At 64.2% G+C, this 26,450-nt stretch carries 25 protein-coding genes; 7 read left to right on the top strand and 18 right to left on the bottom strand.

The window, feature by feature from the left end; translation table 11 throughout:
- Positions 1-172: 172 nt before the first annotated feature.
- Positions 173-649 (top strand): MarR family winged helix-turn-helix transcriptional regulator, encoded by a 477-nt coding sequence (locus HV765_RS14325; protein ID WP_054422668.1) that lies wholly within the window; start codon positions 173-175, stop codon positions 647-649.
- Positions 650-736: 87 nt separating this feature from the next.
- Here the strand turns inward: HV765_RS14325 and HV765_RS14320 are convergent, their stop codons facing one another.
- The 5 genes from HV765_RS14320 to HV765_RS14300 all read right to left on the bottom strand — a co-directional run bounded on the left by HV765_RS14320 (position 737) and on the right by HV765_RS14300 (position 4,742).
- Positions 737-1,642 (bottom strand): DMT family transporter, encoded by a 906-nt coding sequence (locus tag HV765_RS14320; protein WP_175170092.1) that lies wholly within the window; start codon positions 1,640-1,642, stop codon positions 737-739.
- A gap of 86 nt (positions 1,643-1,728) precedes the next feature.
- On the bottom strand, positions 1,729-2,547 hold the full coding sequence (locus tag HV765_RS14315; RefSeq protein ID WP_175170091.1) for an AraC family transcriptional regulator: 819 nt from the start codon (positions 2,545-2,547) through the stop codon (positions 1,729-1,731).
- Between the two features lie 87 nt (positions 2,548-2,634).
- Positions 2,635-3,174 carry a hypothetical protein gene (locus HV765_RS14310; protein WP_254600569.1) on the bottom strand — a complete coding sequence of 180 codons (540 nt, stop codon included), beginning with the start codon at positions 3,172-3,174 and terminating at the stop codon, positions 2,635-2,637.
- Positions 3,126-3,662, bottom strand: a complete 537-nt coding sequence (locus tag HV765_RS14305) for a hypothetical protein (RefSeq protein ID WP_054422665.1) — start codon at positions 3,660-3,662, stop codon at positions 3,126-3,128. Before HV765_RS14305 ends, HV765_RS14310 begins: the two co-directional genes overlap by 49 nt.
- Before the next feature lie 111 nt (positions 3,663-3,773).
- Complete coding sequence (locus HV765_RS14300; protein ID WP_054422664.1) at positions 3,774-4,742, bottom strand: LysR substrate-binding domain-containing protein; 969 nt, start codon at positions 4,740-4,742, stop codon at positions 3,774-3,776.
- Between the two features lie 110 nt (positions 4,743-4,852).
- On the opposite strand from HV765_RS14300, the gene HV765_RS14295 reads away from it, so the two are divergent.
- Positions 4,853-7,153 carry an NADP-dependent malic enzyme gene (locus HV765_RS14295; RefSeq protein ID WP_175170090.1) on the top strand — a complete coding sequence of 767 codons (2,301 nt, stop codon included), beginning with the start codon at positions 4,853-4,855 and terminating at the stop codon, positions 7,151-7,153.
- 119 nt (positions 7,154-7,272) lie between these two features.
- Here the strand turns inward: HV765_RS14295 and HV765_RS14290 are convergent, their stop codons facing one another.
- Positions 7,273-8,253 carry a LysR family transcriptional regulator gene (locus tag HV765_RS14290; RefSeq protein ID WP_175170089.1) on the bottom strand — a complete coding sequence of 327 codons (981 nt, stop codon included), beginning with the start codon at positions 8,251-8,253 and terminating at the stop codon, positions 7,273-7,275.
- A 174-nt stretch (positions 8,254-8,427) separates the two neighbouring features.
- Between HV765_RS14290 and HV765_RS14285 the strand changes: the two genes are divergently transcribed.
- On the top strand, positions 8,428-9,747 hold the full coding sequence (locus HV765_RS14285) for an MFS transporter (RefSeq protein ID WP_175170088.1): 1,320 nt from the start codon (positions 8,428-8,430) through the stop codon (positions 9,745-9,747).
- A gap of 33 nt (positions 9,748-9,780) precedes the next feature.
- Positions 9,781-11,079 (top strand): ArgE/DapE family deacylase, encoded by a 1,299-nt coding sequence (locus HV765_RS14280; RefSeq protein WP_175170087.1) that lies wholly within the window; start codon positions 9,781-9,783, stop codon positions 11,077-11,079.
- A gap of 100 nt (positions 11,080-11,179) precedes the next feature.
- Here the strand turns inward: HV765_RS14280 and HV765_RS14275 are convergent, their stop codons facing one another.
- Together HV765_RS14275 and HV765_RS14270 are read right to left on the bottom strand one after the other, a co-directional pair.
- On the bottom strand, positions 11,180-11,560 hold the full coding sequence (locus tag HV765_RS14275; RefSeq protein ID WP_054422660.1) for a hypothetical protein: 381 nt from the start codon (positions 11,558-11,560) through the stop codon (positions 11,180-11,182).
- A 171-nt stretch (positions 11,561-11,731) separates the two neighbouring features.
- The gene (locus HV765_RS14270; protein ID WP_054422659.1) at positions 11,732-12,088 is read right to left on the bottom strand and encodes a DUF4148 domain-containing protein; all 357 of its coding nucleotides are present in this window, start codon (positions 12,086-12,088) and stop codon (positions 11,732-11,734) included.
- Positions 12,089-12,308: 220 nt separating this feature from the next.
- On the opposite strand from HV765_RS14270, the gene HV765_RS14265 reads away from it, so the two are divergent.
- Entirely contained in the window at positions 12,309-13,127 is an 819-nt protein-coding gene (locus HV765_RS14265; RefSeq protein WP_175170086.1) for a class I SAM-dependent methyltransferase, read from the top strand.
- A gap of 119 nt (positions 13,128-13,246) precedes the next feature.
- Here the strand turns inward: HV765_RS14265 and HV765_RS14260 are convergent, their stop codons facing one another.
- A complete protein-coding gene (locus HV765_RS14260; RefSeq protein WP_054422657.1) occupies positions 13,247-13,462 on the bottom strand; it encodes a SlyX family protein in 216 nt (71 codons plus the stop codon).
- Positions 13,463-13,630: 168 nt separating this feature from the next.
- Between HV765_RS14260 and HV765_RS14255 the strand changes: the two genes are divergently transcribed.
- On the top strand, positions 13,631-15,688 hold the full coding sequence (locus tag HV765_RS14255; protein ID WP_175170085.1) for a TonB-dependent receptor: 2,058 nt from the start codon (positions 13,631-13,633) through the stop codon (positions 15,686-15,688).
- Positions 15,689-15,773: 85 nt separating this feature from the next.
- On the opposite strand, the gene HV765_RS14250 is transcribed toward HV765_RS14255, so the two are convergent.
- Positions 15,774-16,403 carry a nitrogen fixation protein NifQ gene (locus HV765_RS14250; protein WP_054422655.1) on the bottom strand — a complete coding sequence of 210 codons (630 nt, stop codon included), beginning with the start codon at positions 16,401-16,403 and terminating at the stop codon, positions 15,774-15,776.
- Positions 16,404-16,584: 181 nt separating this feature from the next.
- Between HV765_RS14250 and HV765_RS14245 the strand changes: the two genes are divergently transcribed.
- On the top strand, positions 16,585-19,098 hold the full coding sequence (locus HV765_RS14245; protein ID WP_175170084.1) for an ankyrin repeat domain-containing protein: 2,514 nt from the start codon (positions 16,585-16,587) through the stop codon (positions 19,096-19,098).
- Between the two features lie 146 nt (positions 19,099-19,244).
- Here the strand turns inward: HV765_RS14245 and cyoD are convergent, their stop codons facing one another.
- From cyoD to HV765_RS14205, 8 genes are all read right to left on the bottom strand, one after another.
- Entirely contained in the window at positions 19,245-19,595 is a 351-nt protein-coding gene (gene cyoD, locus HV765_RS14240) for a cytochrome o ubiquinol oxidase subunit IV (protein ID WP_054422653.1), read from the bottom strand.
- Entirely contained in the window at positions 19,595-20,209 is a 615-nt protein-coding gene (cyoC, locus tag HV765_RS14235) for a cytochrome o ubiquinol oxidase subunit III (RefSeq protein WP_006222595.1), read from the bottom strand. The genes cyoD and cyoC overlap by 1 nt, the downstream gene beginning before the upstream one ends.
- Positions 20,210-20,212: 3 nt before the next feature.
- Positions 20,213-22,189 (bottom strand): cytochrome o ubiquinol oxidase subunit I, encoded by a 1,977-nt coding sequence (gene cyoB / locus HV765_RS14230; protein ID WP_054422652.1) that lies wholly within the window; start codon positions 22,187-22,189, stop codon positions 20,213-20,215.
- 2 nt (positions 22,190-22,191) lie between these two features.
- On the bottom strand, positions 22,192-23,100 hold the full coding sequence (gene cyoA / locus HV765_RS14225; protein ID WP_054422651.1) for a ubiquinol oxidase subunit II: 909 nt from the start codon (positions 23,098-23,100) through the stop codon (positions 22,192-22,194).
- Between the two features lie 258 nt (positions 23,101-23,358).
- The gene (locus tag HV765_RS14220) at positions 23,359-23,910 is read right to left on the bottom strand and encodes a response regulator transcription factor (RefSeq protein ID WP_006221322.1); all 552 of its coding nucleotides are present in this window, start codon (positions 23,908-23,910) and stop codon (positions 23,359-23,361) included.
- A gap of 5 nt (positions 23,911-23,915) precedes the next feature.
- Complete coding sequence (locus HV765_RS14215) at positions 23,916-25,118, bottom strand: HAMP domain-containing histidine kinase (protein ID WP_054422650.1); 1,203 nt, start codon at positions 25,116-25,118, stop codon at positions 23,916-23,918.
- A gap of 215 nt (positions 25,119-25,333) precedes the next feature.
- Positions 25,334-25,717, bottom strand: coding sequence for a DUF4148 domain-containing protein (locus tag HV765_RS14210; RefSeq protein ID WP_175170083.1), 384 nt, complete (start codon positions 25,715-25,717; stop codon positions 25,334-25,336).
- Positions 25,718-25,941: 224 nt separating this feature from the next.
- Positions 25,942-26,436: a copper chaperone PCu(A)C gene (locus tag HV765_RS14205; RefSeq protein ID WP_054422648.1), complete on the bottom strand. Its 495-nt coding sequence runs from the start codon at positions 26,434-26,436 to the stop codon at positions 25,942-25,944.
- Positions 26,437-26,450: the final 14 nt, after the last annotated feature.

Genomic DNA, 26,450 nt, shown 5'->3' with positions numbered 1-26,450 from the left:
GGTGGAAATGGACGGTCGCGGGGTGGGGCGGAAGGTCGGTGGCAAAACGCAAAAGCAATGCGATAAAATTTACGTGCATATGCCAATATCTGTCAACAAGAGGCTGGACGCGCGCCGGTTGCGGCAGTAGCGTTATGACCTTGTTCCCTTCACTTTGTCCGTGCCCGCTGTCATGCCCCCCGCTGATTCTCCCGTCCCCGCTTTTGTTCAGGACCCGCTCGTCTGCAACGGCGCTGCCTTGCGCAAGGCGACACGGCGCGTGTCGCAGCTGTATGACACGGTGCTGGCGCCTTGCGGCTTGAAGGTGTCGCAGCATTCCATCCTGATTCACATCGCGCGCGCCGGCACGCCGTCCATGACGGACCTGGCGCGCGCGCTGGTGCTAGACCGCTCTGCCTTGGCGCACAACCTGAAACCGTTGGAACGCGACGGCTATGTGCAGATGTCACGCGATGAGCACGACGGCCGCAGCCGGCGCGTGGCGCTGACAGATGCGGGCCGCGCGAAGCTGTCGGAATCCAAACGCTTGTGGAAAGATGCGCAAAGCCGTTTTGAGGCGGCTTACGGCATTGAGCGCGCCGCGGCGTTGCGGCACGCGCTGGCCGATATTTTTTCGGATGAGTTCGCGCTGGCGTTCAGCCGTGGCTAAAGGCTGGCGGGCTGTCATCAACTGACGGTCATCAGCCGCCCGCCATTAGCTACCAGCCTCTGGCCGCTTATGGCCGTACGCCCGCCACTAGCTACTAGCCTCTGGCCGCTTATGGCCATATCGATTCGCGACGCCCAACAGCAGCACCGCACCCAGCACGCAAGCCATGCCCCAGCGCTGCGCGCTTTCCAAGGTTTCTCCGAGCAAACCCGCTGCCAGCAAGACGGCCGACACGGGCGCCAGCGCCGTAAACAGCGCCGCTTCCGACCCTTGCACCCGCGCTGCGCCGGCATACCAAAGCAAGAAGCCGCCCACCGTGGGCACCACGGCATAGTAGGCAACGGCCATCAGCGCATCGCCTGAGAAGTCCAGGCGCCACGGGGATTCCGCCACGCTGGCCAGCGCCGAAAACGCGAGCCCCAGCGCCGTCATGATCGTCGACAGTGCAAGCGCTGGCACCGGCGTGCGCAGCCGCTTGTTGAGCAAGATGAACAGTCCTTCACACAGCACCGCGCCCAGTATCAGCGCGTTGCCCAGCCACGAAGACGCGCCGCCGGCGCTTGCCGCATCGCGCATCATCAGCCAGACGCCAACGCCCGCTGCGGCAATCGCGGCCAATGTCGCCTTGCCGGGGCGTTCCCCCAACAACACGATCGCGATGCCGGCAGTGACCAATGGCAGCGTTCCCAGAATGATGCCGCCGTCCACCGCCGTGGCGCGTTGCAGCCCGGCGATCAACAGGGTGGTGTAGCCGACGCTGCCGGCTATGGCTTGCGCGGCAAGCAGCATCCAATCGCGCCGGTCCAGCCGAGGCAGGCGTGCGCCCGTTGCGGCCATCAACACCGCGAAGCAGGGCAGCGCAATGGCAAAGCGCAGCGCCGTCGCGGTGAAAGGCGGCAGGCCCGCTGCAATGATTTTGCTGGCGACCACCGTGCTGCCCACCAGCATCATGGCCCCCGCCAGGCAGGCATAACCCAGCCATTTTTCACGCATGCTTGGTCCCCATCAGGGTTGAGAAGCAAGCAGCCTATCGGGCAGGGCGGCGGCGAGTCTTGAACGAAATTGCAGCGCGGGGCCGCTCAGCGCGCGGCCAGTGCGTAATGGCGGGGCGACACGCCATAGGTGCGCACGAACAGCCGCGTCATATGGCTTTGGTCGGCAAAGCCGCTAGCGGCTGCTGCATCGGCCAGCGTTATGCCATGGCGGATCAACTGGCGCGCGCGCAGCAGGCGGCGCTGCATCTGGTACGCGTGGGGCGTCATGCTGGTGGCGCGGGCAAAGGCGCGCAGCACTTGGTAGCGGCTAAGTCCGCTTGCGGTGGCAAGATCCGCCAGCGATAGCGACGCGGCAGGATCGTCGTCGATCAGGCTGCGGGCATGACGAATGGCATCGGGCATGCCGGGCAGGTATTCCGTCCGCCGCCCACTCGCGGTCGGGCTGCACGCGTTTATCAGAATGCGCAGCAGCAGCGCGTCGCAGGCCAGTGGCGCGGCGCCGTGCGTGGCATGTGCGTAAAGCGCCAGCACATCGCGGGCCAAACCAGGGTGGTCGCTGGCGGGGTGTTCGAATTCGTAAGTGGGTGGCGTGCCGCCGTCGGCATAAAGTTCGGCCACGGCTTGCGCAACCACGTCCGGGTCCAGGTACAGCATCTGCCAGGCTCGCGCGCCGTCGCCGATCGGCGCGCCATCGTGAATTTCACCGGGGTTGACGGTGATGACGTGGCCGGGGCCGGCCTCGACCTGTCCGCGCCCGCTGTGCGATACCTGTGCGCCTTGACGCATGACGCCGATGCCGAACTGGTCATGCATGTGCCGCCCGAACGCGCGCCGGCTGTGCGCGGCCACGGCCTGCACACCGGCGAGCGCACTGCGATGCATGACGAATTGGCCTGAGGACATGGCGGGTAAGCGAGGCAAAGGCGGTGTGGCAATTGCAGCGGGATGCCCGGCCAGTATCGCTTGACTATCCCGGCGCAATCAAGCGGCTTACTGCAAGCCGTTCCAGCGTGCGACGGCGGGCTCCGCCGCCGCCCATTTCCATTGCCCGCTCTGCTGCCGGCAGATCATGCTGGTATAGGCGGGCGCGGGCGCGTCGTCCTGTTCCACCGTGAACAGCACTTCGCGGCAGCGGGTCAGCGCCGTGTCGATGTCGCGCACCACCTGGATGCCGCCGCGTTCATTGCCTACGGGCAGCGTGTGGCGAATCTGCCATTGCCGCACCTGGCCAATGGGCAATTCGCCGGCTGCATTGGCCATGACGTTTTGCTGATCGTTCTTCCATTCGCGCAGCACGTATTTCACGGTGGCGTCCACGGCGGCCTGCACCGTTACGCCGATGGCGTAGCCCACGACCGGGTTGGCGGTGGCGGCGCCACTGGCCGTTCCCACCACCGCGCCCGCTGCGCCGCCAATCGACGAGCTTTGGCAGCCGCTAAGCCCCAGGCAGGCGGCCAGCGCCAACAAGCCAGCACGGCGCATCACTGTAACGACCCCCAACGCGCCGTGGCCGGCTCGGCGCTGGCCCATCGCCATTGCTCGCCGTCGCGGCAGACTGTCGTGATGTAGAACTCGCGCACCGGGTCGGCGCCGGGTTTCTCTGCGGGCGTGTCGATCGAAAACACGACTTCCTTGCAAGCCAGCCCCACGCCGCCAATCAAGCGGCTGACGGTGACCTGGCCTTGCGCGTCGCTTTCAATGGGGAGCTGGTGCTTGACGTTCCAGTGCGCCACCGCGCCCACGTCCAGCGGCCCGGCGGCCTTGGCGATGGCGTCCTGTTCTTCGCCGCGCGTCTTGCGTTGCGCGTAGGCCAGCGCGGCTTTCGCGCCCGCCTGCACGCCCAGGCCGATGCCGGTGGCGACGTTGGGGTTATCGGTGACTTTGTTGGCGATCGCGGTGCCGGCGATACCCGCACCGGCGCCCGTGCCTTCGCTCAGCAGGGAGCTGCATCCGGACAGGGCGGTCAGTGCGGTGATGGCGATCAGGGCAAGCGCGCGGCGGGTCGCGCGGGGGAGCATGGGGGTGAACAACGACGTGCTTCCTGCGTAATACGGGGGCGCCGAAAGTATAGGAGGGCGCGCGGCGCCGTGGCCACGTCCCTTGCAATCCTTAGCAATTTCGCAAGCCGCCTAGTTGCCGGGACGCGCGCCTTTTGTGTAGACCTCGCGCAGCGCCGACGCGAACAAGGCGTCGACATTGCGCCGCAACCCGTCCGCGCGCGTGAACAGTGAAATTGGCGGCAAGGTCCAGTCAAAGGAATACGGCACGATGGCTGCACCGGCAATGCGCACCAGTTCGTCGGCGATATCGGCGGGCAGGATCGACACGGCGCGGTCGCTTGCCACGATCATTTCGCCAATCAGCTTGGACGAATCGCTCTGCACGGAGGGCGGCGGGGGCGCGAGCCCCGCGCGCAGGAAAATATCGGCCACCTGTTCGCGGATGGGGCTGCCCGGGGTGCCGAGAATCCAGTCCAGATCCGCCAGCCGGTTCCACTCCAGCCGAGACCGCCCCAGCCTTGCAGCCAGACGGCGGCTGGCGATCAGCCGGGGCTGCTGGTGGTAGAGCACTTCAAAATCGATATTGCTCAGGTCCACCGATGGCGTCGCCCAGCCGACAACGATGTCCAGCGTGTGGTCGCGCAGCTGGCGCAGCAGCGCCGGCCCCTGGCCTTCGTGGATGGTGGCGGTGATGCGCCGCCCTTGCGGCAGCGTGCGGCTGATGGCCGCCGACAGCATCTGCCCCGACACGAAGGGGATGACGCCGATGTGCAGATGCGCGGCATGGCCGGCCGCCACCGCTTCCATTTCCTGCACCAGATGGCCCAGGTCGTGGACCAGGCCGCGCGCGCGCGCCAGCACGACGGCGCCCAGCGGCGTCGGGGTCATGCCGCGCACCGAGCGGTCGAACAGCGGCACATCGAACATGCTTTCCAGTTCGGCCAGAGCGTTCGTCACGGCGGGCTGGCTGGTGGCCATATGTTCCGCCACCCGGGTCAGCGACCCATGCTGCTCGATTTGCAGCAGCAGCATCAGGTGGCGCATCTTCAGGCGCGAGGTCAGTTTCCGGATGACGGCATCCGGGTCAAAGGCTGTCATAGACAGATCATAAGGTTAGGGTAATGGGACGATATTAAATCCGAATGATCACCTTATGTCTTGGAGCCTAGAATTTTTCCATATTTCAAGACAGCGAGGCACAAGCCCCCATGAACACGCAATCCGACCGCCAGGCAGCCCTGGACTATCACGAGTTCCCCACCCCGGGGAAGATTTCGGTGGTGGCCTCCAAGCCGCTCGTCAACCAGCGCGACCTGGCGCTGGCATACTCGCCCGGCGTGGCGTCTGCCTGCGAAGAGATCGTGGCGGACCCGTCCAATGTCTACCGCTACACGGCGCGCGGCAACCTGGTGGGCGTGATCACCAACGGCACGGCCGTGCTGGGTTTGGGCAATATCGGCGCGCTGGCGTCCAAGCCCGTCATGGAAGGCAAGGCGGTGCTGTTCAAGAAGTTCGCCGGCCTGGATGTTTTTGACATCGAAATCAACGAAACCGACCCGGACAAGCTGGTTGAGATCATCGCCGGCCTGGAAGCCACCTTCGGCGGCATCAACCTGGAAGACATCAAGGCCCCGGAATGCTTCACCGTCGAGCGCAAGCTCCGTGAACGCATGAAGATCCCGGTTTTCCACGATGACCAGCACGGCACCGCCATCACCGTGTCGGCGGCCTTCATCAACGGCCTGAAGGTCGTGGGTAAAGACATCAAGAAGGTCAAGGTTGTGACCTCGGGCGCGGGCGCCGCTGCCTTGGCTTGCCTGGACCTGATGGTGGACCTGGGTCTGCCGCTGGAAAACATCTGGGTGACGGACATCGAAGGCGTGGTCTATGAAGGCCGCACCGTGCTGATGGACCCGGACAAAGCGCGCTTTGCGCAGAAAACCGACGCCCGCAAGCTGGCCGAAGTGATCCAGGACGCCGACGTGTTCCTGGGCCTGTCGGCAGGCGGCGTGCTGAAACCCGAGATGGTTGCCGCCATGGGCACGCGCCCGCTGATTCTGGCGCTGGCCAACCCCACGCCGGAAATCCTGCCGGAAGTGGCGCACGGCGTGCGCGACGACGTGGTCATGGCCACGGGCCGTTCGGACTACCCGAACCAGGTCAACAACGTGCTGTGCTTCCCGTACATTTTCCGTGGCGCGCTGGACGTGGGCGCCACCACCATCACGCGTGAAATGGAAATGGCGGCGGTGTACGCCATTGCGCAACTGGCCGAAGAGGAACAGAACGAAGTCGTGGCGGCCGCTTACGGCACCTATGACATCTCGTTCGGCCCCGAATACCTGATCCCCAAGCCGTTCGACCCGCGCCTGATCGTGCGCATCGCCCCGGCCGTGGCCAAGGCCGCCATGGACGGTGGTGTCGCCACGCGCCCGCTGGCCGACTTGGAAGCCTACGCAGAGCAGTTGCAGCAGTTCGTGTACCACTCGGGCGCGTTCATGAAGCCGCTGTTCTCGGCTGCCAAGCGCATCGTGCGCGGTGGCGGCAAGTCGCGCATCGTGTTCACCGAAGGCGAAGACGAACGCGTGCTGCGTGCGGTGCAAGTGATTGTGGACGAAGGCCTGGCGCGTCCCATCCTGGTCGGCCGCCCCGCGGTGTTGCTGTCGCGCATCGAGAAATTCGGCCTGCGCCTGCGTCTGGGCGAAGACGTCGAAGTCACCAACCCGGAATACGACGAACGCTTCCATCAATACTGGACGACGTACTGGGAACTGATGTGCCGTCGTGGCATCACCAAGGAAATGGCGCGCGTGGAAATGCGCCGCCGTCTGACCTTGATTGGCGCGATGATGGTGCACCTGGGCGACGCCGACGGCATGGTCTGCGGCACGGTGGGCGCGTATCACGACCACCTGCGCTTCGTGGATGAAGTGATCGGCCGCCGCCCGGGCCACAACGTGTACGCCGCCATGAACATCCTGCTGCTCAACGAGCGCACGGTGGTGCTGGTGGACACGCACGTGAACGACGAGCCCACGGCTGAGCAGATCGCTGAATTCACCGTGATGGCCGCGCACGAAATGGCCCGCATGAATCTGGCGCCGAAGGTGGCGTTGCTGTCGCGGTCGAACTTCGGTTCGGGCAGCTCGGCCTCGGGCGCCAAGATGCGCCGTGCGCTGGAACTGGTGCGCGAAGCGGCGCCCGAAATCGAGATCGACGGCGAAATGCACGGCGACTGCGCGCTGGACGAAGCGCTGCGCATGCGCATCCTGCCGTCGTCCACGTTGAAGGGCGAAGCGAATCTGCTGGTGTGCCCGAACGTGGACTCCGGCAACATCGCCTACAACCTGCTCAAGACGGCAGCGGGCGGCAACGTGGCGGTGGGCCCGTTCCTGCTGGGCGCGAATGCGCCGGTGCACATTTTGACGTCGAGCTCGACGGTGCGCCGCATCATCAACATGACGGCCATGACCGTGCTGGACGCCAACCGGGTGGACGCTGCCGTCTAAGACCCAGGCACGCGGCGCGCAACGCGCCCGCCAGGCATCAACGCCCCGACAAGCCGCACACGCGTGCCGCTTGCCGGGGCGTTTCTTCATGCGCGCGCCGATGCGGCGGGCGCTAGTATTCAGGGCAGGTGGGGCAGCAGCCGCTGGGGCAGCGAATAGTTGTCGATATGGTCGCGGAACGCGGTAATGAACAGGTCCTCGGCCGCGCTGCGGTGCGCATCCCCGTGCCAAAGCAGATGCAGGTCGGCGGCGCACACGCCTTCGCCCGGCGGCAAACGCCATAGGCGGCCTTCCGCCAGATCGGCCTGCACGCTGTGTTCGGGCAGGCAGCCGATGCCGAAGCCCGCCACCAGCAGGCGCTTCACCTCGTCATGCTGTGAGGACGTGGCGATGATGCTGCCCGAAAACCCGCGCTGATCGCGAAAGATGGTCAAGGGCGACAGGCTGTCGCCCAAGGCGTCGCTGGCGAACGAGACAAAATTCTCGTTCAGCAGATCTTCCATGCGGATGTCCGTGCGCCCGAACAGCGGATGGTGCTTGCCGCAGAACATGGCGTAGCGCTGTTGCAGGAATAGCTTGTGTTCCAGCCGCTTTGGAATTTGCCGGCATAGCGCGATGCCGGCCGTCGCGCCCCGCTGTTGCAGCACGTTCGCGATCTCGCTGCTGGGCAGCACGTCCAGCTGGACTTCAATGCGCGGGTGCGCGCGATGAAAGCGCACCCAGAACTCGTCATACACCGCCGAATGGATGCGGCTGGCCACCAGCAGATGGATTCGGCCCACCGTTTCTTCTTCCGCCTGCGCCACGTCGCTGACCAGCTGCGACACGTTTCCATGGATGGCCAAGGCGGCTTGGCGCACCTCTTCTCCGGCCGGGGTGATGGCGAATTTGGAGTGATGCCGCTCGATCAGCCTGCGGTCCAGCTGTTGTTCAAGCCGGCGCAGCGCCTGGCTGACCGCCGACTGGGTCAGGTGCAGCTTGATAGCAGCGCCGCTAATGCTGCGCTCTTGAGCGATCACCAGAAACGTCCGCAGAAGATTCCAGTCCAGGCGGTCGCCCACGCGTGCAATCGTCGTTGGGGCAATCAATGGTTCCTTCATAACACCTTGATCGATAAAGAATTGGTGGGCGGCGGGCGGCCGGCAAGGGCACCGCCGGCCATCATAGCGCAACATTAATTTAATTTAAGTCGATGATAAGAAATCAGAAATTGACCACCCCCACGGGCCCGGGCGATAAAGCCGCCATCAAATCCAAAAATCCAAGGAGAAAACATGTCGGCCCCCGCCCGCTCATCCGCCACCAGGCAGCCCGTGCGCGCCGCTGCCGCGGCATTCATCGGCACCACCATCGAGTGGTACGACTTCTACATTTACGCCACGGCCGCCGCGCTGGTGTTCGGCAAGGTGTTCTTTCCCACCGCCGATCCGTTTGTCAGCACGATGGCGTCCTTTGGCACGTTCGCGGCGGGCTTTCTTGCGCGGCCATTGGGCGGCCTGGTGTTCGGCCATCTGGGCGACCGTGTCGGACGCAAGAATGCGCTGATGGCCACGTTGATCATCATGGGTGTGGCCACCGTGGGTATCGGCCTGTTGCCCAGCTATGCGCAGGCCGGCATGCTCGCGCCCGCGCTGTTGTTGTTGCTGCGTCTGGCGCAAGGCCTGGCCGTGGGCGGCGAATGGGGCGGCGCAGTGCTGATGGCGGGCGAACACGCATCACAGCGTCGACGCACCTTCGCCGCGTCCTTCGCACAGTTGGGCAGCCCGGCGGGTTTGATTCTGTCGCTGGTGGCGTTTCGTCTGATCACGACCCTGGACGAAGCCGACTTTCTGGCCTGGGGCTGGCGTATCCCGTTCCTGGTCAGCGCTGTGCTGCTGGGGGTGGGCTATTTCATCCGCGTCGGGGTCAGCGAATCGCCTGACTTCGCCAAGGTGCTGGCGCAGCAGGAAACGTCCGAAGTCCCGGCGCGTGAAGTTTTGCGCACCGCCTGGCGAACGGTGTTGCTGTGCATGGGCGTGTGCACCGTGGCGATCGGCGGCATCTACTTCACCAACACATTCATGCTGGCCTACACCACGCAGACGCTGGGCCTGGACCGCGCGATGATCCTGGACTGCCTGTTCGCCGTGGCCATCATCCAGCTGATCGTGCAACCGCTGGCCGCCTGGTTCGCTGAATCGCTGGGCACGTCGCGTGTGTTGATGATCGCGGCGGCGTGCTCGGTAGTGGCGCCGTATCCGATGTTCGTGTTGGTCAGCCACGCCACGCCGCTCAGCATCGTTGCCGGCATCGCGATCGTGCTGGTGTTCATGGCGACCATCTATTCAGCCATGGCCGGCTTCATCAGCGCGGCTTTCGAGACCCACGTGCGCTACTCGGGAATTTCGCTGTCGTATCAGCTGTGCGGCGCTGTCGCGGGCGGCTTCACGCCGTTGATCGGCACCTGGCTGTCGCATCAGTATCCCGGCCAATGGCTGCCGCTGGCGCTGTTCTATTCCGCGCTGTCGGCCATCACGCTCGTTTCGATATGGGGCCTGGCCAACCACAAGCCGCGCCACGCTACTACCCCTCGCGCCGTGACGCCCGCCGCCTGAGGCCGCGCCCGACGTTCACTTCAAGGAGACATCATGGATACCGCTCACCCCCCCGCCGCACTGACGGCCGAACAGACGCGCCGCATTTTGCAGGCGGTGGATGACCGCTTCGATGCGCAGTTGGCTTTCACGCAGGATCTGGTGCGCTTTCCCTCGCTGCGCGAGCAGGAGCACACCGCGCAGGACTTCTTGTACGAGGCGATGCGCCAACGCGGCTTTGCGATGGACCGCTGGAAGATCGACGTCAAGGACATCGAGTCCCATCCGGGCTTTGGTCCCGTCACGGTCTCATACGAGAACGCATTCAATGTGGTCGGCACCTACCGGCCCGACGTGCAGACCGGGCGGTCGCTGATCTTGAACGGGCATGTGGACGTGGTGCCCACGGGGCCGCAGGACATGTGGAGCCGTTCACCCTGGGACCCGGCCATCATCGACGGCTGGATGTATGGCCGCGGCGCCGCCGACATGAAGGCCGGCCTGGCCGCCAATCTGTTCGCCTACGACGCCCTGCGCGCGGCGGGCTACGCACCGGCAGCGCCGATCTATTTCCAATCGGTGGTCGAAGAGGAATGCACGGGTAACGGCGCGCTGGCTGCGCTGTTGCGCGGTTACAAGGCCGATGCGGTCATCATTCCCGAACCCGAAGAAAACATGCTGGTGCGCGCCAACGTGGGCGTGTTGTGGTTCAAGGTCCGCGTGCAAGGCCACCCCACGCACACACGCGAAATGGCCAACGGTTTCAACGCCATCGACGCCGCCTACGCCACCATCGAAGCGCTGCGCAAGCTGGAAACCAAGTGGAACGGGCAGCACCACTGCCACCGCCATTTTGAACACCTGGACCACCCCATCAACTTCAACATCGGCAAGATCGAAGGCGGCGACTGGCCCTCCACCGTGCCGCCGTGGTGCGAATTCGATGTGCGTGCCGCCATCTACCCCGGCACGACGGCGGACGAAGCGCGCGCCGAGATCGACGCCTGCCTGCGAGACGCCGTATCCGACCCCCGCCTGGGCGGAACGCCACCCACCGTCACATACACCGGCTTCTACGCCGAAGGCTACGTGCTGGAAGAAGGCTCCGACGCAGAAAACACGCTACGCGAGTGCCACCGCCAGGCGTTTCAAAGCGAACTGCAAAGCTTCACCACGCCAGGCTATCTGGACGCCCGCGTCTTCGTCATCTATGGCGATATGCCCACCTTGGTTTACGGCCCCAAGTCACTGGACATCCACGGCTTTGACGAACGCGTGCATCTTGAATCGGTACGCCTCATCACCAAGACCATCGCGCTGTTCATCGCGCAATGGTGCGGCGTGCAGGGTTGAGGTAAGCGGGGACACTTCGTGTGGCCCTTTCGCGTTGCAGTAATAAAAATGGCCCCGCTGGGGGCCATTTTCTTGGCGAACGATTCGCGTCAACACCTTATCAAGTGCTGCTGGCCTTCCAGGTGCCGTCGGGCATTTTGCAGAACCAGAATTGCCATTTTTCCGTGGTGCTGGTGCGCGCGAAATCTGCCACCAGGAAGCGGCACGTGCGGTTGTCCTTGACCGTCGACGTTTGCGTCGGCGTGAGCTGCACGGTGATCGGCGCGGCCCGCTTGGGCTGAGTCTTGCTGGCCCATTCGGTGCGCTGGCCGTCGGCCGAGCTGTTCAACGCTTGCGCGATAGCTTCGTGGAACGAGGTCCGGTCGCCCTTGGGAATCTGAGTGATGAGCGAGTTGTTCAGCATCACCGGCGGCGCGGCGACCGCCGCTGCCGACATACCGCCTGCGACGAGCAGGGCGGCAAGAACGTGGGTATATCTCAAGATAGGCTCCCTTCTTATTGACCAGATTGTTATGCGTGCAATGGAGCCGATAGTACGCCAAGCCATGCGCCACGTAAAAAAAAGGCCGCCAGATTGCCGGCGGCCAAGGTACAACAAGGGGAGGGTAAATCGCGGTAATCGTGAGGCCGGGGCGCGTGGCCCCGGGGCAGATCAGTTGCTGTGATAGACGCCCGCGAATGGCATGTCGTTCGGTTCAACGTTGGACACTTGGCCTGCGGCCTTGGCGGCGGCGAGTTCAGCCTGCACATCGGCGCGGGTCTTGCCCGATTGGGGCGCGCCGTAAACGCCTTGGAAGGGCACGTTGTTCGGTTCGACGTTGGTGACCAGGCCAGCGGCCTTGGCGGCAGCCAGTTCGGCTTGCACCTGGGCGCGGGTCGGGCCTTCGTACTGGGTGCCGTAAACGCCTTGGAACGGCACGTTGTTGGGTTCGATGTTTTGCGATGCGTAGGCGCCAGCGCTCAGGGCGGCCAAGGACAACATCAGTGCGGTAGCGAGGGTCTTCTTCATGGTAAATCTCCGATTTCAAGAGCCTGGGGGCGAATCCGGCGGCCTATCCGTCGTGGTTCGTTGCTGTTTCCCGATGACTGAATTCTGCGCCGAGTCAGGCTAGGGATAAACCCGGATATCGGTAAAAGATATTTCCATCAATGGAAAGATATCGTTCGATTTATTCGATAGTCTCCATTCATGGAATCGATAGCGTGCCCTCTGTCTCCTGGAAACTGGCATGGAAAAGGTCCATCTGACACGTGAAAAAGCCACGCTGCTGATCACGCTGTTTGCCAAGGCAGAAGAAAGCCGCCTGCCCGATTCCCTGTTGCAAGACCGCTACGCGGCCGACGCTGTGGCGCGGATCGACCACGACTTTTCCGCGTTGCGCATGCGCCGCGACGAGATGATTGGCTTGGCGATGCGGGCGTATTCGCTGGACGGCTGGGTGCGCGAGTTCATCGCCGCCCACAACGGCGCCACGGTGCTGCATCTGGGATGCGGGCTGGACAGCCGGGTGTTTCGGGTGGACCCGCCGGCAGACGTCAACTGGTTCGACGTGGACTACCCCGACGTCATCGCCCTGCGGCGTGCGCTGTACCCGTCGCGCCCCGGTTACGCGCTGATTGGTTCGCCACTGTCGGATCTGGGCTGGCTCGCGCAGATTCCCACCGACAAGCCGGCGCTGGTGGTGGCCGAAGGCCTGTTCCTGTACTTACAAGAGGAAGAGGTGCTGCAACTGATGCGTGTGGTGACCACGCAATTTCCCACCGGCGAGATCGCGTTCGACGCCTATAACCGGCTGGGCTTGGCGCTGGCGCGGCGCAACCGCATGTTCCGGGCGACGGGCGCCGTGATGCGCTGGAGCCTGGAAAATCCGCAGAACCTGGAGGCCCAGGTGCCGGGCATGCGCCTGCGCATCGAGCAGGGGATGGAAGAAGCCAGCGATAGCAGGCAGCTGGCCAGGCTGAGCTGGCGTGCGCGCATGGGGTTGTGGTTGATGCGGCGGGTATTGCCGCTGCGCCGCTTGGGGCGGTTGCTGCGGTACCGTTACTAGCGTGGCGTCAGGCGTGCAGGGGCAGCAGCGTGACGTCGGCGTTGGAACGTCGGCGTTTGAACGTCAGCGTCGGAACGTCGGCGTCAGAACGTCTGCGTCTGAACGTCAGCGTCAGAACGTCAATAATGCGGCGGCAGTTCGTCGCGCAGGCTGCGAAAAGGCGCTGCGCCTTCCGGGGCCTGCTGGCGCAGGTCTGCCACTTCGCGCTGTAGACGGTCAATTTGCTGTTGCTGCCGCACGATGATCTGGTTCAGCTGTTCCAGCAGGTCGTCCGAGAAGCTGGACTTGACCTCCAGTTCGAGCAGGCGGCGTTCGATGTCTTGCATGGGTTCCATGGCGGCTATTAGAACCTATTCCCGCCCGGGATTTCCAATGGGGCGGGCCAGACTTTTTGAGTACGGGAGAAGGATTTGACGGAGCGGGCGGATCGGCGCGCGGCATTGCGGCCGAGGAAGGTGCACCAAGGGCTGCGATGGCTCGCGCGCGGGTCGCTGGCGGTGGGGATGGTTAACGGCGCCTGGGCGCAAGAGGCCGAGTCCACGCTGTCCCCGGTAGTCGTTACCGGTACGCGCCTGGATACATCGGTACTGGATACGCCCGCCTCGGTGGATGTGGTCGACGGCGTGGCGATGCGTCGCGGGCAGCCTCAGATCAATCTGTCGGAAGGGTTGGCCGGCGTGCCGGGGTTGCAGATCCAGAACCGGCAGAACTACGCGCAGGACTTGCAGATTTCCAGCCGGGGATTCGGCGCGCGCTCGACCTTTGGCGTGCGCGGGGTGCGGCTGTACGTGGACGGCATCCCCGCGACGATGCCGGACGGGCAGGGGCAGACCTCCAATATCGACATCGGCTCCATCGACCGCGTTGAAGTGTTGCGCGGCCCGTTTTCCGCGCTGTATGGCAATTCCTCGGGTGGCGTCATTCAGGTCTATACGGAAGACGGCGCGGCGCCGCCATCGCTTGCGGCCAGCGCGTGGGCGGGCAGTTTCGGCACGTGGCGTTACGGCGCGAAAGCCAGTGGCGTCACCGGGACGGGCGCAGGGGAACTGGATTACGTGGTGGACCTGACACGCTTTACGACAGACGGCTATCGCGACCACAGCGCCGCCCGCAAGAACCTGGCCAATGCCAAGCTGGGCCTGCAACTGGACGACGCCAGCCGCCTGACCATCGTCGCCAACAGCGTGGACCTGAAGGCGCAGGACCCCTTGGGCCTGACGTATCAGCAGTTTCAAGACGACCCGCGGGCCGCGCCCCTGGCGCAGCAATACGACACCCGTAAAACGGTGCGGCAGACGCAGGGCGGCGTGGTCTACGAACGGCAGGTGGATGGCCGCAACACCTTGCGCGTGATGGCGTATTACGGCCAGCGCGACACCACGCAGTACCAATCGATTCCCCCGGCCGCGCAATTGGCGCCCACGCAGGCGGGCGGCGTCATTGATCTGGCGCGCCAATACGGCGGCGCGGACGTGCGCTGGACGTCGGAACTGGACATGGCGGGCCGGCCGCTGACGCTCATCGGCGGCTTCTCTTACGATTCCCTGCGGGAAGACCGCAAGGGCTATCAGAATTTCACCGGCACAGGCGCCAATCAACAGCTGGGCGTGCAGGGCGCGTTGCGGCGCGACGAGACCAACACCGTCTACAGCGCCGACCCGTATGTGCAGGCCTCATGGAAGGTGTCGCCGCGCTGGACCTTGGATGCCGGGCTGCGGTACAGCACCGTGCGCTTCGATTCCAACGATCATTACATCGTGCCCGGCAACGGCGATGACAGCGGCGACGCCCGCTATCGCAAAGCCTTGCCCGTGGCCGCCGTGCGCTATGCGGTCAGTTCCGATGTGAGTGTTTATGCCTCGTATGGCCGGGGCTTTGAAACCCCGACACTTAACGAGATCTCGTACCGGCCCGGCGGCCAGCCTGGCTTGAACTTCGGCTTGTCGCCCGCGCTCAGCACCAATCTGGAGGGTGGCGTCAAAGCGAGGTTGGCCGGTGGGCTGGCGACGGCAGCGGTGTTCCACACCCGTACCGACGACGAAATCGTGTCGGCGGGCAGCTCGGGCGGGCGCACCAGTTACCAGAACGCTGGGCGCACCCGGCGCGACGGCGTGGAGCTTGGGTGGACGGGCGAATTCGCGCCGCATTGGCGCACGCAGTTTGCCTATACGTGGCTGAACGCGCGCTACGCCGACGATAGCGGGGCAGACATCCGCGCCGGCAACAAAATCCCTGGCATCGCGCGCCAGGCCGTGTTCGCGTCGTTGGCCTGGGCGCCGCCCGAAGGCTGGCAGGCGTCGGTGGAAGGGCGCGCGCTTAGCAAGATCTATGTGAACGATGCCAATGATCAAGACGCGCCCGGCTACTTCGTGGCGGCGGTGAGCGCGGGTTACGTGAAGCGGCTGGGGCCGTGGGAGCTCAACGCCTACGCGCGTGTGGATAACCTGTTCGACAAACGCTACGCGGGTTCGGTGATCGTCAATGAAAGCAATGGACGCTATTACGAACCGGCCGCCGGGCGCAGCGCCGGGATCGGGGTGGGCGCGGCCTACCGGTTCTAGCTGCGCGGTGGGCGTGAGCGCGGCCTACCGGTTCTAGCTATGGGGCGGGCGTGAGCGCCCCGTACTGGTTCTAGCTGCGGGCAGCTCAGTCCGGCGTGTCCGTGTAGCAGACGTCGTAGTCTTCGCAGTTGGGGCAGCCGGGCGCGGCCGATGGCGGCAAGCCCGCATGTTCGCAGGCGGAATAGGCCAGGAATTTCTTCCAGCGCAGGTTGCGCACGTTGCGCACGACCAGCCCGGGGTAGTGGCGCGCCAGCAGAAACGTGACGTCTTCGCGGCCAGACAAACCCAGGTCGCGCCACAGATGATCGGGCCGCAGGCAGGCATGCACCAGCACGCCCGTGACCCACGGCGTGGTTTCCGGTTCTGGCGCGCGATAGGCATCCAGCAGCACCCGCAACAGCAAGGTAAAGCCAGGTTTCGGATCGCCCCGGCCATACGTGACATAGCCCGCGTATTGCTCGGCCAGCGCGGCCAGCCGGTCTTCGCCCGAGGCCAACGCGCCGGGGAACAGGTGGCCTAGCAGCTCGGTCAGCTCTTGCGGGCACAGGCCGCTGCGCGATAAATCCTGATGCGCCAGGCTCGTGCCGATGACGGTGGCGAAGAATCCCGCATCGGGGTGGCCGGGCGGTGCGTGATGCAGCAGGGCGCGCGCAAACCGTTGGGCCGGCTTGACAAGGTCAGCCTGGGCGGGGGATGGGGTCAGCACGGCGTCCATGGGGGTAGCGGCAGTCGCGAAATGGTTAAGCTGTTAATGAAGTCGTTATGTTTCGAAATATATAACGGAACACAGACCATTCTGGCGATATTGTGGACAAAATTTACTCAGGACATACCCGGGGATATTTGGCGCGAGGGGTATCATCAGCGTCCCCGATTCCCTGGTATTCCCGCCCCGCATGCAGCGCTTTCATCCCACAGTTTCCCGTTTGTTCGGCGCCGTTCTGGTCGCGCTGGCTGGCATGGCGGCCACGCCGCAACCCGCCGTGGCGTCCGATATCGGCGCCGTGATCGAGTCCGTTCGGTTGTCGCGCTACCCGCTGCGCGAACCGGAACGCCGTGCCTGGGGTACCGAGAACGTCAAGGACGCCGTCGTGGTCGGGCAGATGGAAAACCGGTTGTACCTGTACCGGTATACGCGCGGCGCGGGCAAGGAATTCAGCCTGGATTTCCGTTCGCAGCCGCTTGCGATCGACCCGGCCAAGTGGAGCGCTTCGCGGGAAGAACGGGTGGTGGTCCGCACCCCGCGCAACGCCGAAACGGTTTACTGGGTGGGCTATTCCTATAGCGGTTCCGACGACACGCAGGCCGATGGCTTCCTGGTGGATGCCCAGGGCGTTGCCGCCTCGGTCCATGCCGATGCGGGGTTGGCCGTCGTGACCGCTGATCGGCCCTGGGACGAGGCCAGGAAGGCGCAGGCGCTTGTCACCTTGCGCGCGGCCCTGACCGATTACCCCGTGCGCATGAAGGCGTTTCCTGCCGAAGTCCGTTTCGAATATCAGACGCCCGTCGACATAACCGCCACGTTCCGCACGCTGCATCAAGTTGCGCGCGCCATCCCGCGCGCGAAGACGGCCGAGTTCAATCGCGCGCTGGCAGACTTGCGCCGCTTCGTCATGGAACAGGACTACCGCGAGATCGATCCCACCGGCAAGGATGCCGACCTGCTCACTGCGTTGAACGACTATGGTTTCTGGCTGGCCGAATCGGGCGACACGGCGCAAGCCGACCGCATCTTGACCGAGGTGCTGCGCCGTGACCCGTCGCGCACGGCGGCGTACCTGAACCGTGCCGACGCACGCTGGAAGCACGGCGAAAAGACGCGTGACAAGCGTGACTATTTTCAAGCCCTGGCTCGCGAGGACTACCGCCTGTACTGCTCGCGCCGCCTGACGGCCAAGGAACCCATTCCCGCCAACATCGCGACCCGCATCGGTGTTGCCTTGAACGAAGCGACGCTTACCGCCGACGTCTGCCGGCCGCGGCTTGCGATCTTCAAGGCGATCCAGGCCGACGACCTGAACGCCGTGCGCGCCGAACTCTCAAGCGGGCAAGACCCGAACGGCGTGAACGAGAACGGCACGTCGGCGCTGGCGGTGGCCGTATCGCGCAAGCAGCTGGATACGGTGCAGCTGTTGTTGGCGGCGGGCGCGCGCGCCGACGGCGCGAACAACGGCTATGTGCTCTTGGCCAGCGCGCTGCCCGATGGCCGCGACACGCGTCCCGCCGCAGAACGCTATGCGCTGGCCGATGCCTTGATCGCAGCGGGCGCGCCGATGGATGTGCTGGATTCCAGTGGCACGCCGCTGCTGATACGGCGCATTTCGTACTACAGCGAAGACAAGGACGCGCTGAACTATCTGCTGGCCAAGGGCGCCAACCCGAACGTGCGCGAAAAGAATGGGCGAACTGCGCTGCATGCGGCCATGCAAAGCCCCAAGACCCTGTGGTTTGCCGACGCGCTGCTGGCCAAGGGCGCCGACATCAACGCCGCCTACATCCGCATGTACTACGGCAACCAGGGCATGTGGGAAACGCCATTGCTGGAAGCGTTGCGCGGGGCTATCAACGGCGAGTTCACGCCGACGGTCGTGTATCCCATACCGGAACGGGTTACTTACGCGCTGGCCCATGGCGTGGACCCGGCGGTGGGCGGCTACAGCGCCAGCAAGACGCCGGAACGCAATGGCCTGAACGAAGCGCTGACGCTAGCCGCGCGCATGATGCAGCCGGCGCTGGTGGACCAGTTGGCGCAAGCTGCCCGATCGCCACAAGCGCCGTTGACGCCCGAATCGCTGTCCAGCCTGCTGGCGGTGTGGAATCAGCTGGAGATCCGTTCAACCATCAAGCAGAACAGCGCCGAATGGGATGGCCAGCGCGCCAAGCTGCGCGCCACGGCGGATCGGCTCTTGGCCGCCGGTGTGCCGCTGACCCGCGCCAATGATGCAACGGGCATCGCCAACAACATGATTGCGCCGCTCAGCCTGCCGTGGCTGCCTGACGATCTTTACCAGCAGTGGCTGGAGCAGGGCGCTGACGCCTCGGACCGCACGGACCCCAGCGTGCGGATCGATGGCGTGGTGGACGCCGACGCCTTGCCGCTGGTGACCATGTTGCGGCTGGGCAAGGAAGCCAAGGCCAAGCTGCTGCTGGAGCACGATGCGGGGCTGTACCGCACGCCGTGGCGTTGCGGCATGGCGGTGGCCGACATGCTGGCCTGGCAGTTGAGCGACAGCGGCCCCATCAGCCCGATGGGCGCGCGGGCGATTCGGCAGGTCATGGAAGGGGCGCAGGGCGCGGCCAGTTGCGATTTGAATCAGGCGTCGCGCGTGCAGCCTTTCGTGGGGGTGACTGCCCGCGAGCTGGCCGCGCGCGCCAATGTGACGCTCAATGTAAAGGCGCCAGCACAGTAGACGCGCTAGCCCCGGGGGCTACGCCGGGCGACCCCAGGACCAATCCCGGATCAATCCCGGATCAATCCGCAAAACAAAACAGGCGCCCGAAGGCGCCTGTTTTTTTTGCATTGACGCGTGCAAACCGCGTCAACGGCAAACCGTCATTACATGGCGTGGCCCATGTTGACGTTCATGTTGTACAGCACCCATGCCGAACCGCCGACGATGATGGCGATGATCAGCACGGTGAAGACGAACGCGGCGAGGTTGTCGCGTGCCGACTTCGACGCGCCCATGTGCAGGAAGTACACCAGTTGCACCAGCAACTGGAGCACGCACAGGGCAACGACGCCGACGATGGTGATGGTGTGCGACAGCGCACCGTGCATCACCAGGCCGAACGAGCCGAAGGTGAGCAACAGCGAGAGCACGAAACCGATGATGTAGGACTTCAGGCTGCCGTGGTCGGCGGCGTGATCGTCGTGGCCGTGTGCGGCCGCAGCGGAGTGCGACATCAGATGGCTCCCATGAGATAGACGAAGGTGAAGACGCAGATCCAGACGATGTCCAGGAAGTGCCAGAACAGGCTCAGGCACGCCAGACGACGCTTGTTGATCGAGTCCAGGCCATGGCGGCGGATCATGTCCAGCAGCACGATGATCCAGATCAGGCCGAAGGTGACGTGCAGGCCGTGCGTGCCGATCAGCGTGAAGAACGCCGACAGGTAAGCACTGCGGCCGGGGCCGGCGCCTTCAGTGATCAGGTGATGGAATTCCCAGACTTCCATCGCGATAAAGCCCGCGCCGAACAGGAACGTCACCATCAACCAGCCCATTGCGCGGGACTTGTTGTTGGCGTGCACGTTCAGGTTGGCCATGCCGAAGGTGAAGCTGGAGAACAACAGCAACAGCGTTTCGACCAGCACGAACTTCAGATCGAACAGTTCCTTGCCCGTGGGGCCGCCCGCGGTGGCGTTGGACAACACCGCGAACGTGGCGAACAGCACCGAAAAGATCAGCAAATCGCTCATCAGATAGACCCAGAAACCGAAAACGGTTTTGGACCCATCGTCGTGATGCGCGTGATCGTCGTGACCCGCGTGGGGGTGAGTGGCTACGGCTTGAATCATGGCTCAGGCGGCCTTCTGCATTTTGTCAAAGTGAGCGTTTTCGATGCGTTCGACTTCCGCGGCCGGGACCCAGTAATCGACGTCGCGGTCGTAGGCACGGGCGATGAACGCACCGATCATGCCGACGAAACCGGCGGCGGCGAGCCACCAGATGTGCCAGATCAGCGCGAAGCACATCACCAGGCCGAACAAACCGATGTAGACGCCAGCGCCGGTGTTACGCGGCATGTGGATGTCTTCGTACTTGGCCGGGCGCTTGTAGGCCTTGCCGCTTTGCTTGTCTTCCCAGAACTGGTCCAGCTCATCAACGTGAGGAACGTGGGCGAAGTTGTAGAAAGGAGCCGGCGACGAAATCGACCATTCCAGGGTACGGCCATCCCAGGGATCGCCCGTGACGTCCTGGTTTTGCTTGCGTTGGCGAACCGACACAAACACTTGCTGCAGCAGGAACCAGATGCCCAGCATGATCAGCGCGGCGCCAGCCAGCGCAACCAGCAGGTACGGCTGCCATTCGGGGTTGTCGTAGTGGTTCAGGCGACGCGTCATGCCCTTGAAGCCCAGGATGTACAGGGGCATGAAGGCCATGAAGAAACCAACGAACCAGCAGTAGAACGAGTAGCGGCCCAGGCGCTCATTCAGCGTGAAGCCGAATGCCTTGGGGAACCAGTACGTCATACCGGCGATACAACCGAACACCACGCCACCGATGATGGTGTTGTGGAAGTGGGCGATCAGGAACAAGCTGTTGTGCAGCACGAAGGACACGCCGGGGATGGCCAGCATCACGCCGGTCATGCCGCCGATGACGAAGACGATCATGAAGCCCAGCGTCCACAGCACCGGCGTCGTGATGCGCAGGCGGCCGCGGTAGATGGTGAACAGCCAGTTGAAAATCTTCGCGCCCGTCGGGATCGAGATAATCATCGTTGCAATGCCGAAGAAGGCATTGACGTTGGCCCCCGCACCCATCGTGAAGAAGTGGTGCAGCCAGACCAGGAACGACAGCACGCCAATGGCGGCCGTGGCGTAAACCATGGACTTGTAGCCGAACAGCGTCTTGCGGGCAAAGGTGGCAACCACTTCCGAATACACGCCAAACGCCGGCAGCACCAGGATGTAGACCTCGGGGTGACCCCAGATCCAGATCAGGTTCACGTACATCATGACGTTGCCGCCCATGTCGTTCGTGAAGAAGTGCGTGCCCAGGTAGCGGTCCATCGTCAAGAGCGCAAGGGTTGCGGCCAGGACGGGGAAGGCGGCGACGATCAGCACGTTGGTGACCAGCGAGGTCCACGTGAAAATCGGCATCTTCATCAGGCTCATGCCCGGTGCGCGCATGCGCAGGATGGTCACGATGAAGTTGATACCGCTAAGTGTTGTGCCCAACCCTGATATCTGGAGCGCCCAGATGTAGTAGTCCACCCCGACGCTTGGGCTGTAGTCCAGCCCAGACAACGGCGGATAGGCGAGCCAGCCGGTCGCGGCGAATTCGCCCACGAACAGCGAGATCATCATCAGCGCGACGCCAGCACCGAACAGCCAGAAGCTCAGCGAGTTCAGGAACGGGTAGGCCACGTCGCGGGCGCCGATTTGCAGCGGCACCACGATGTTCATCAGCCCGGTAATGAAGGGCATCGCCATGAAGAAAATCATGATGACGCCGTGGGCGGTGAAGATCTGGTCGTAGTGATGGGGTGGCAAGAAGCCGGCGGAGTCAGCGGATGCCACCGCCAACTGGGTACGCATCATGATGGCGTCGGCAAAGCCGCGCAGCAGCATGATCAGCGCGACGATGATGTACATCACGCCGATGCGCTTGTGGTCGACGGAGGTCAGCCATTCCGTCCACAGGTACTTCCACTTGCCGAAGTAAGTGATGGCGCCGAAGACCGCTAGGCCTCCCAGGCACACGGCGGCCAGCGTAACCATGACGATAGGTTCATGGTACGGAATGGCCTCGAGGGTGAGTTTCCCGAGCATTGTTAGTTAATTCCTGCGATCAGATTGTTCGACGTGGACGTGCACGTGGCGGAGTCCACACCGGCCATCTTGGACATGGTGCTGCCCAAGACGAAATCAAACATGGCGGGAGGCGCCGAGGAGTACTTGACGACCGGGTTGCGCTCGCTGCGCTTGGTCAGTTCCGCATACACCTCGGGGGTCAGCGCCGTGGGAGAAGCCTTGGCTTCCTTGACCCAGTTGTCGAACCCTTCTTGCGGCATCGCGATGGCCTTGAAGCGCATGCCGGAGAAACCGGCGCCGCTGTAGTTGGCCGAGATGCCGGCATAGGTGCCAGCTTCGCGCGCATTCAGGTGCAACTTCGTCTCCATGCCGGCCATCGAGTAGATCTGGCTGCCCAGCTGGGGGATGAAGAACGAATTCATGACCGATGCCGACGTGATCCGGAAGTTGACCGGAACGTCCACGGGGAACGCAATCTCGTTCACTGTGGCGATGTCGTACTCGGGGTAGATGAACAGCCACTTCCAATCCAGCGACACCACCTCGATGGTGACGGGCTTGTGTTCGGAAACGAGCGGCTTGTAGGGGTCCAGCGCGTGCGTGGAGCGCCAGGTGATCACGGCGAGAATCGCCACGATGATACAAGGAACGGTCCAAACTACGACTTCAATCGCCGTGGAGTGGGCCCACTTGGGCTGGTAGTCAGCTTTGGTATTGGATGCGCGATATTTCCACGCAAACGCCACGATCATGAACAGTACTGGAATCACAACGATGAGCATCAGCCCCGTCGCCGTGAACAGCAAAGTCTTTTCCTGGGCGCCAATGTCTCCCTTGGGAGAGAGAATTTCCATGTTGCAGCCGCCAAGCAGCATGACCGCGCCGACGCCAAAAATGCGCGTTAGGGTCGCAAGGAGGGGGTGTTTCACGTACAGCCTTGGATGGATGGTTGGAAATGCTGCGTAGCAGCAGACTGGAATGCTGCTAGGCAGCAACGTCCATCCTATCGGCTTGATATCCGTCAAGCATGCGACACATGGTCGCATTGCCTGGGAGGAATCTGCCCCCATCGGGGCAGATACAGGGTTTTCCTAGGGGAGCAACTGCCCCGGGAGGGGTGCAGGGGGTGCGACGATATGTCGCACCTGCACATGGGGTGTTGTAAAGATGTGTCGCACCCGCACAAATCAGTCGACGAGCACTTCGCGTTCCGGCCCTGGTTTTTTTGCCAGCTTGCGCTGCAATGACCGCCGGTGCATGCCCAGAAGACGCGCCGCCGCGGAAACATTACCGCCGGTTTCGTGCAGCGCCTGATGAATGTGCTCCCATTCTAGGCGGTGCAACGGCGTCATGGTCGTTTCGATCGTAACGGATTCTGGCTTCACCAACCCCAGCGTGCGCAGGATCATCGGCGCGGTGGCGGGCTTGGGCAGGTAGTCGTCCGCGCCGCGCTTGATGGCTTCCACGGCGGTGGCCACGCTGGCGTAACCGGTGACCAGCAGGATGCGCATGTCGGCACGCAGCGCGCGCAAGGGGCGGATGAGCGTCAGGCCGGAGTCTTCGCCCAGGCGCAAATCCACCAGCGCGAAGGCCGGCCGGATTTCCTCGGCCACGCGCAGCGCTTCGGCGATGCCCGTGGCGGTTCGGGTTTCCAGACCGCGACGCGACAGGCTGCGCTGCAAGGTGCGCACATACAGTTCGTCGTCGTCGATCAAGAGGCCAAGGTCGGTAGGGTTCATCACAATCAAATTCCGGGGTTGCCCAGGGGCAGGTAAAAGCGGATGCGGGTGCCTCCCCCAGCAGCGGCGGTCATGGTCATTTCGCCGCCCAGTTGTTCCACGGTGGCGTGCGACAGCGCCAGGCCCACGCCCAGCCCTCCCGGTTTGCCACTGTTGAACAGGCTGGTTGCAGGCAGCAGGGTCTGGTCGGGGTCGAAGCCCCGTCCGTAATCCCGCACTTCGCCGCGCAAGGCGCCATAGCCATATTCCAGATGCAGGTCCACGCGGGGGGCCTCGGCGGCTTCGCCCGCGTCGGCCGCGTTGTTCAGCAAGGCCTGCAACAAGTGGGCGATGGCCGGGTCCACCCGCAAGCTGGTGGGCAGCGTGCCCGAGCGTTGCAGGTCGATCGTCGGCCGGATCAGCCGCCATTGACCCACCACGCGAACCAGATCAACGGCAGTTGGGACCGCCAGATTGCGGATGCGTTCCCGGCACAACGCCAGGAGTTGGCTCAAGGTGGCCACGTCTTCGCGCACGTCTTCGTCCTTGACCTCGGCGGCGATTTCGTCGGTCAGCAGGGTCATGGTCGCAAGCGGCGTGTTCAATTCGTGCGCCATCGCGGCGGCGTGGGTCGCCAGGGCCACGATGCCTTCGTTACGCGTGAAGCGTTCGCGCAGGCGGGCAAGTTCGCGCTCGCGGGCGCGCAGGTCGGCGGCCAGCCGGGTCGAAAACACCAGCACCACCACGACCGAAATCAGGAAATTCGCGCCCAGGCCCCAGAGCAGCAGGGAATGCGTGTCCACATCCCCGCGCAGGGGCTGGCCGAAGATGGCCGCCGCCGCATAGCCCGAAATGCCGGCCACCGCCGCCGCGAACGCCCAGTTGCGCGGCAAGGCCAGCGCCGCCAGCGCGGTCAGGATCAGGAACATCATGCCGAACGGGTTGCTGATGCCGCCGCTCCATCCGATCATCCAGGACAGCGCCGCCATGTCCACCAGCAAATGCCCGAAGGCCGTGATGTGGGACAAGTCGCGGGGGTGGCGCAGCCGCAGGCTGGCGTAGGCGTTGAAACCGATCAGCACACCCACGCCGATCCACAGGGGCTCAAGCGGCAGGTCCAGGCCCAGCACGCTGCTGGCCAGCAAGATGGTGGCGGCCTGGCCCGCGATGGCGAGCCAGCGCAGGCTGCATAAGGTACGCAGGAATGAAAAAGCGGAACTACCGGGCATATCCAGACACGTAGGTGCCGGCGGCCCGCCGGCGGGTCAAGCGCCCGGCGGCGCGGAACGCAGGCGTCCGGCGCGCGGCCAAAGGGGCCGGCTGCCGCCGGGCCCGAGTGGGGCGCCGACGGTGGACGTGCAGGCATTGTATGGTGATTCAGCGCAGCACGCTGGCATCGGGGCGGATATGTGCGTCCCCAATATTCGCTGAAGATGGCGGCCCGTCAATGAATGTCAGACATGCCGCTGTGGGCCATGGCCGGGGGCGGGTAGTCTTCCTGGTCGGACGCCATCTGGCCCTGGGTTTGCGCCTGCTGCAATTCCTGTTCGACCTGGGCGCGGCTTTCGCTGGCGGTCGACACGGCGGGGGGCGGGTAGTCTTCCTGGCCGAATGTGTATTGGCCATTGGCTTTCGCCTGCGCCAATTCAGAGGCCACCTGGTCCGAGCTCTTGGCGGTGGGGGCGGAGTAGGTGACGCGCCAGTCGCCATACAGATCGCGCTTGTACTGGGTGGACGGGGCGGGGGATTGAACTGCGGATTGCGCCTGGGCGGCGCCCGCGACGGCCAAGCCGGCGCATAGCAACACGGTGGTGGTGAAGGTCTTCATGAAACGCTCCTGGCAAACATAGCCTGCGGCCAACCTGGCCGCGCCGTCGTCCGCGATGTGGCCAGCGGACGATTTCCTGAATGCGGAACTGCCTGACCGGGGCGTGAAAACGGCGCACGTCCGGCCTTTTCAATTCGACCGGGCGTGCGCCGTGGTGTTGCAGGTAAACCGGCTTCAGGCGCCGAAAGGTATTTCAGGCTTGAAGCACAGATGTCATTGCGCTGTCAGTGGCCGTGCTGCGCGGGGGCGGCGCCTGCCTTGGCGTTCAGCGCGCGGGCTTCAGCTTGAACCGGCACCCGGTGTTGCTGCTGCTTGGCGTCTTCGACGATCAGCGTCAGCGGCACGTGATCGCCCGGGGTGATCTGCTTGGCCAGATCGATCAGCATCACGTGATAGCCGCCCGGCTTCAATTCCACCGCCTGGCCGGCGGGCAGGTCGATGGCCGGCACCTGGCGCATCTTCATGACGTCGTCCTGCATCGCCATTTCATGCACTTCCACGTGCTTGGCGGCGTCGGATTCCACGCCGACCAGTCGGCCTGCCGTGGGCGAGGTCAGGCGCATGAAGACGCCGGTTGCGTGCTGATTCGGCACGGTGGCGCGCACCCAGACGTCTTCCACTTTCAGGGCGGCGTCTTGCGCCAGCGTGGCGGGCGCGAAGCCGGACAGGGCGCACAGGGTGAAGGCGGCGGCGAAAGATTTGAGCGAGAGGTGTTTCATGAAAGTCTCCTATC

The organism is Achromobacter kerstersii (assembly GCF_902859595.1).
In the GTDB taxonomy this organism is placed as follows: domain Bacteria; phylum Pseudomonadota; class Gammaproteobacteria; order Burkholderiales; family Burkholderiaceae_B; genus Achromobacter; species Achromobacter kerstersii.
Note: the sequence above shows the minus strand (reverse complement) of the source record. Positions and strands in the feature narration are given on the sequence as shown.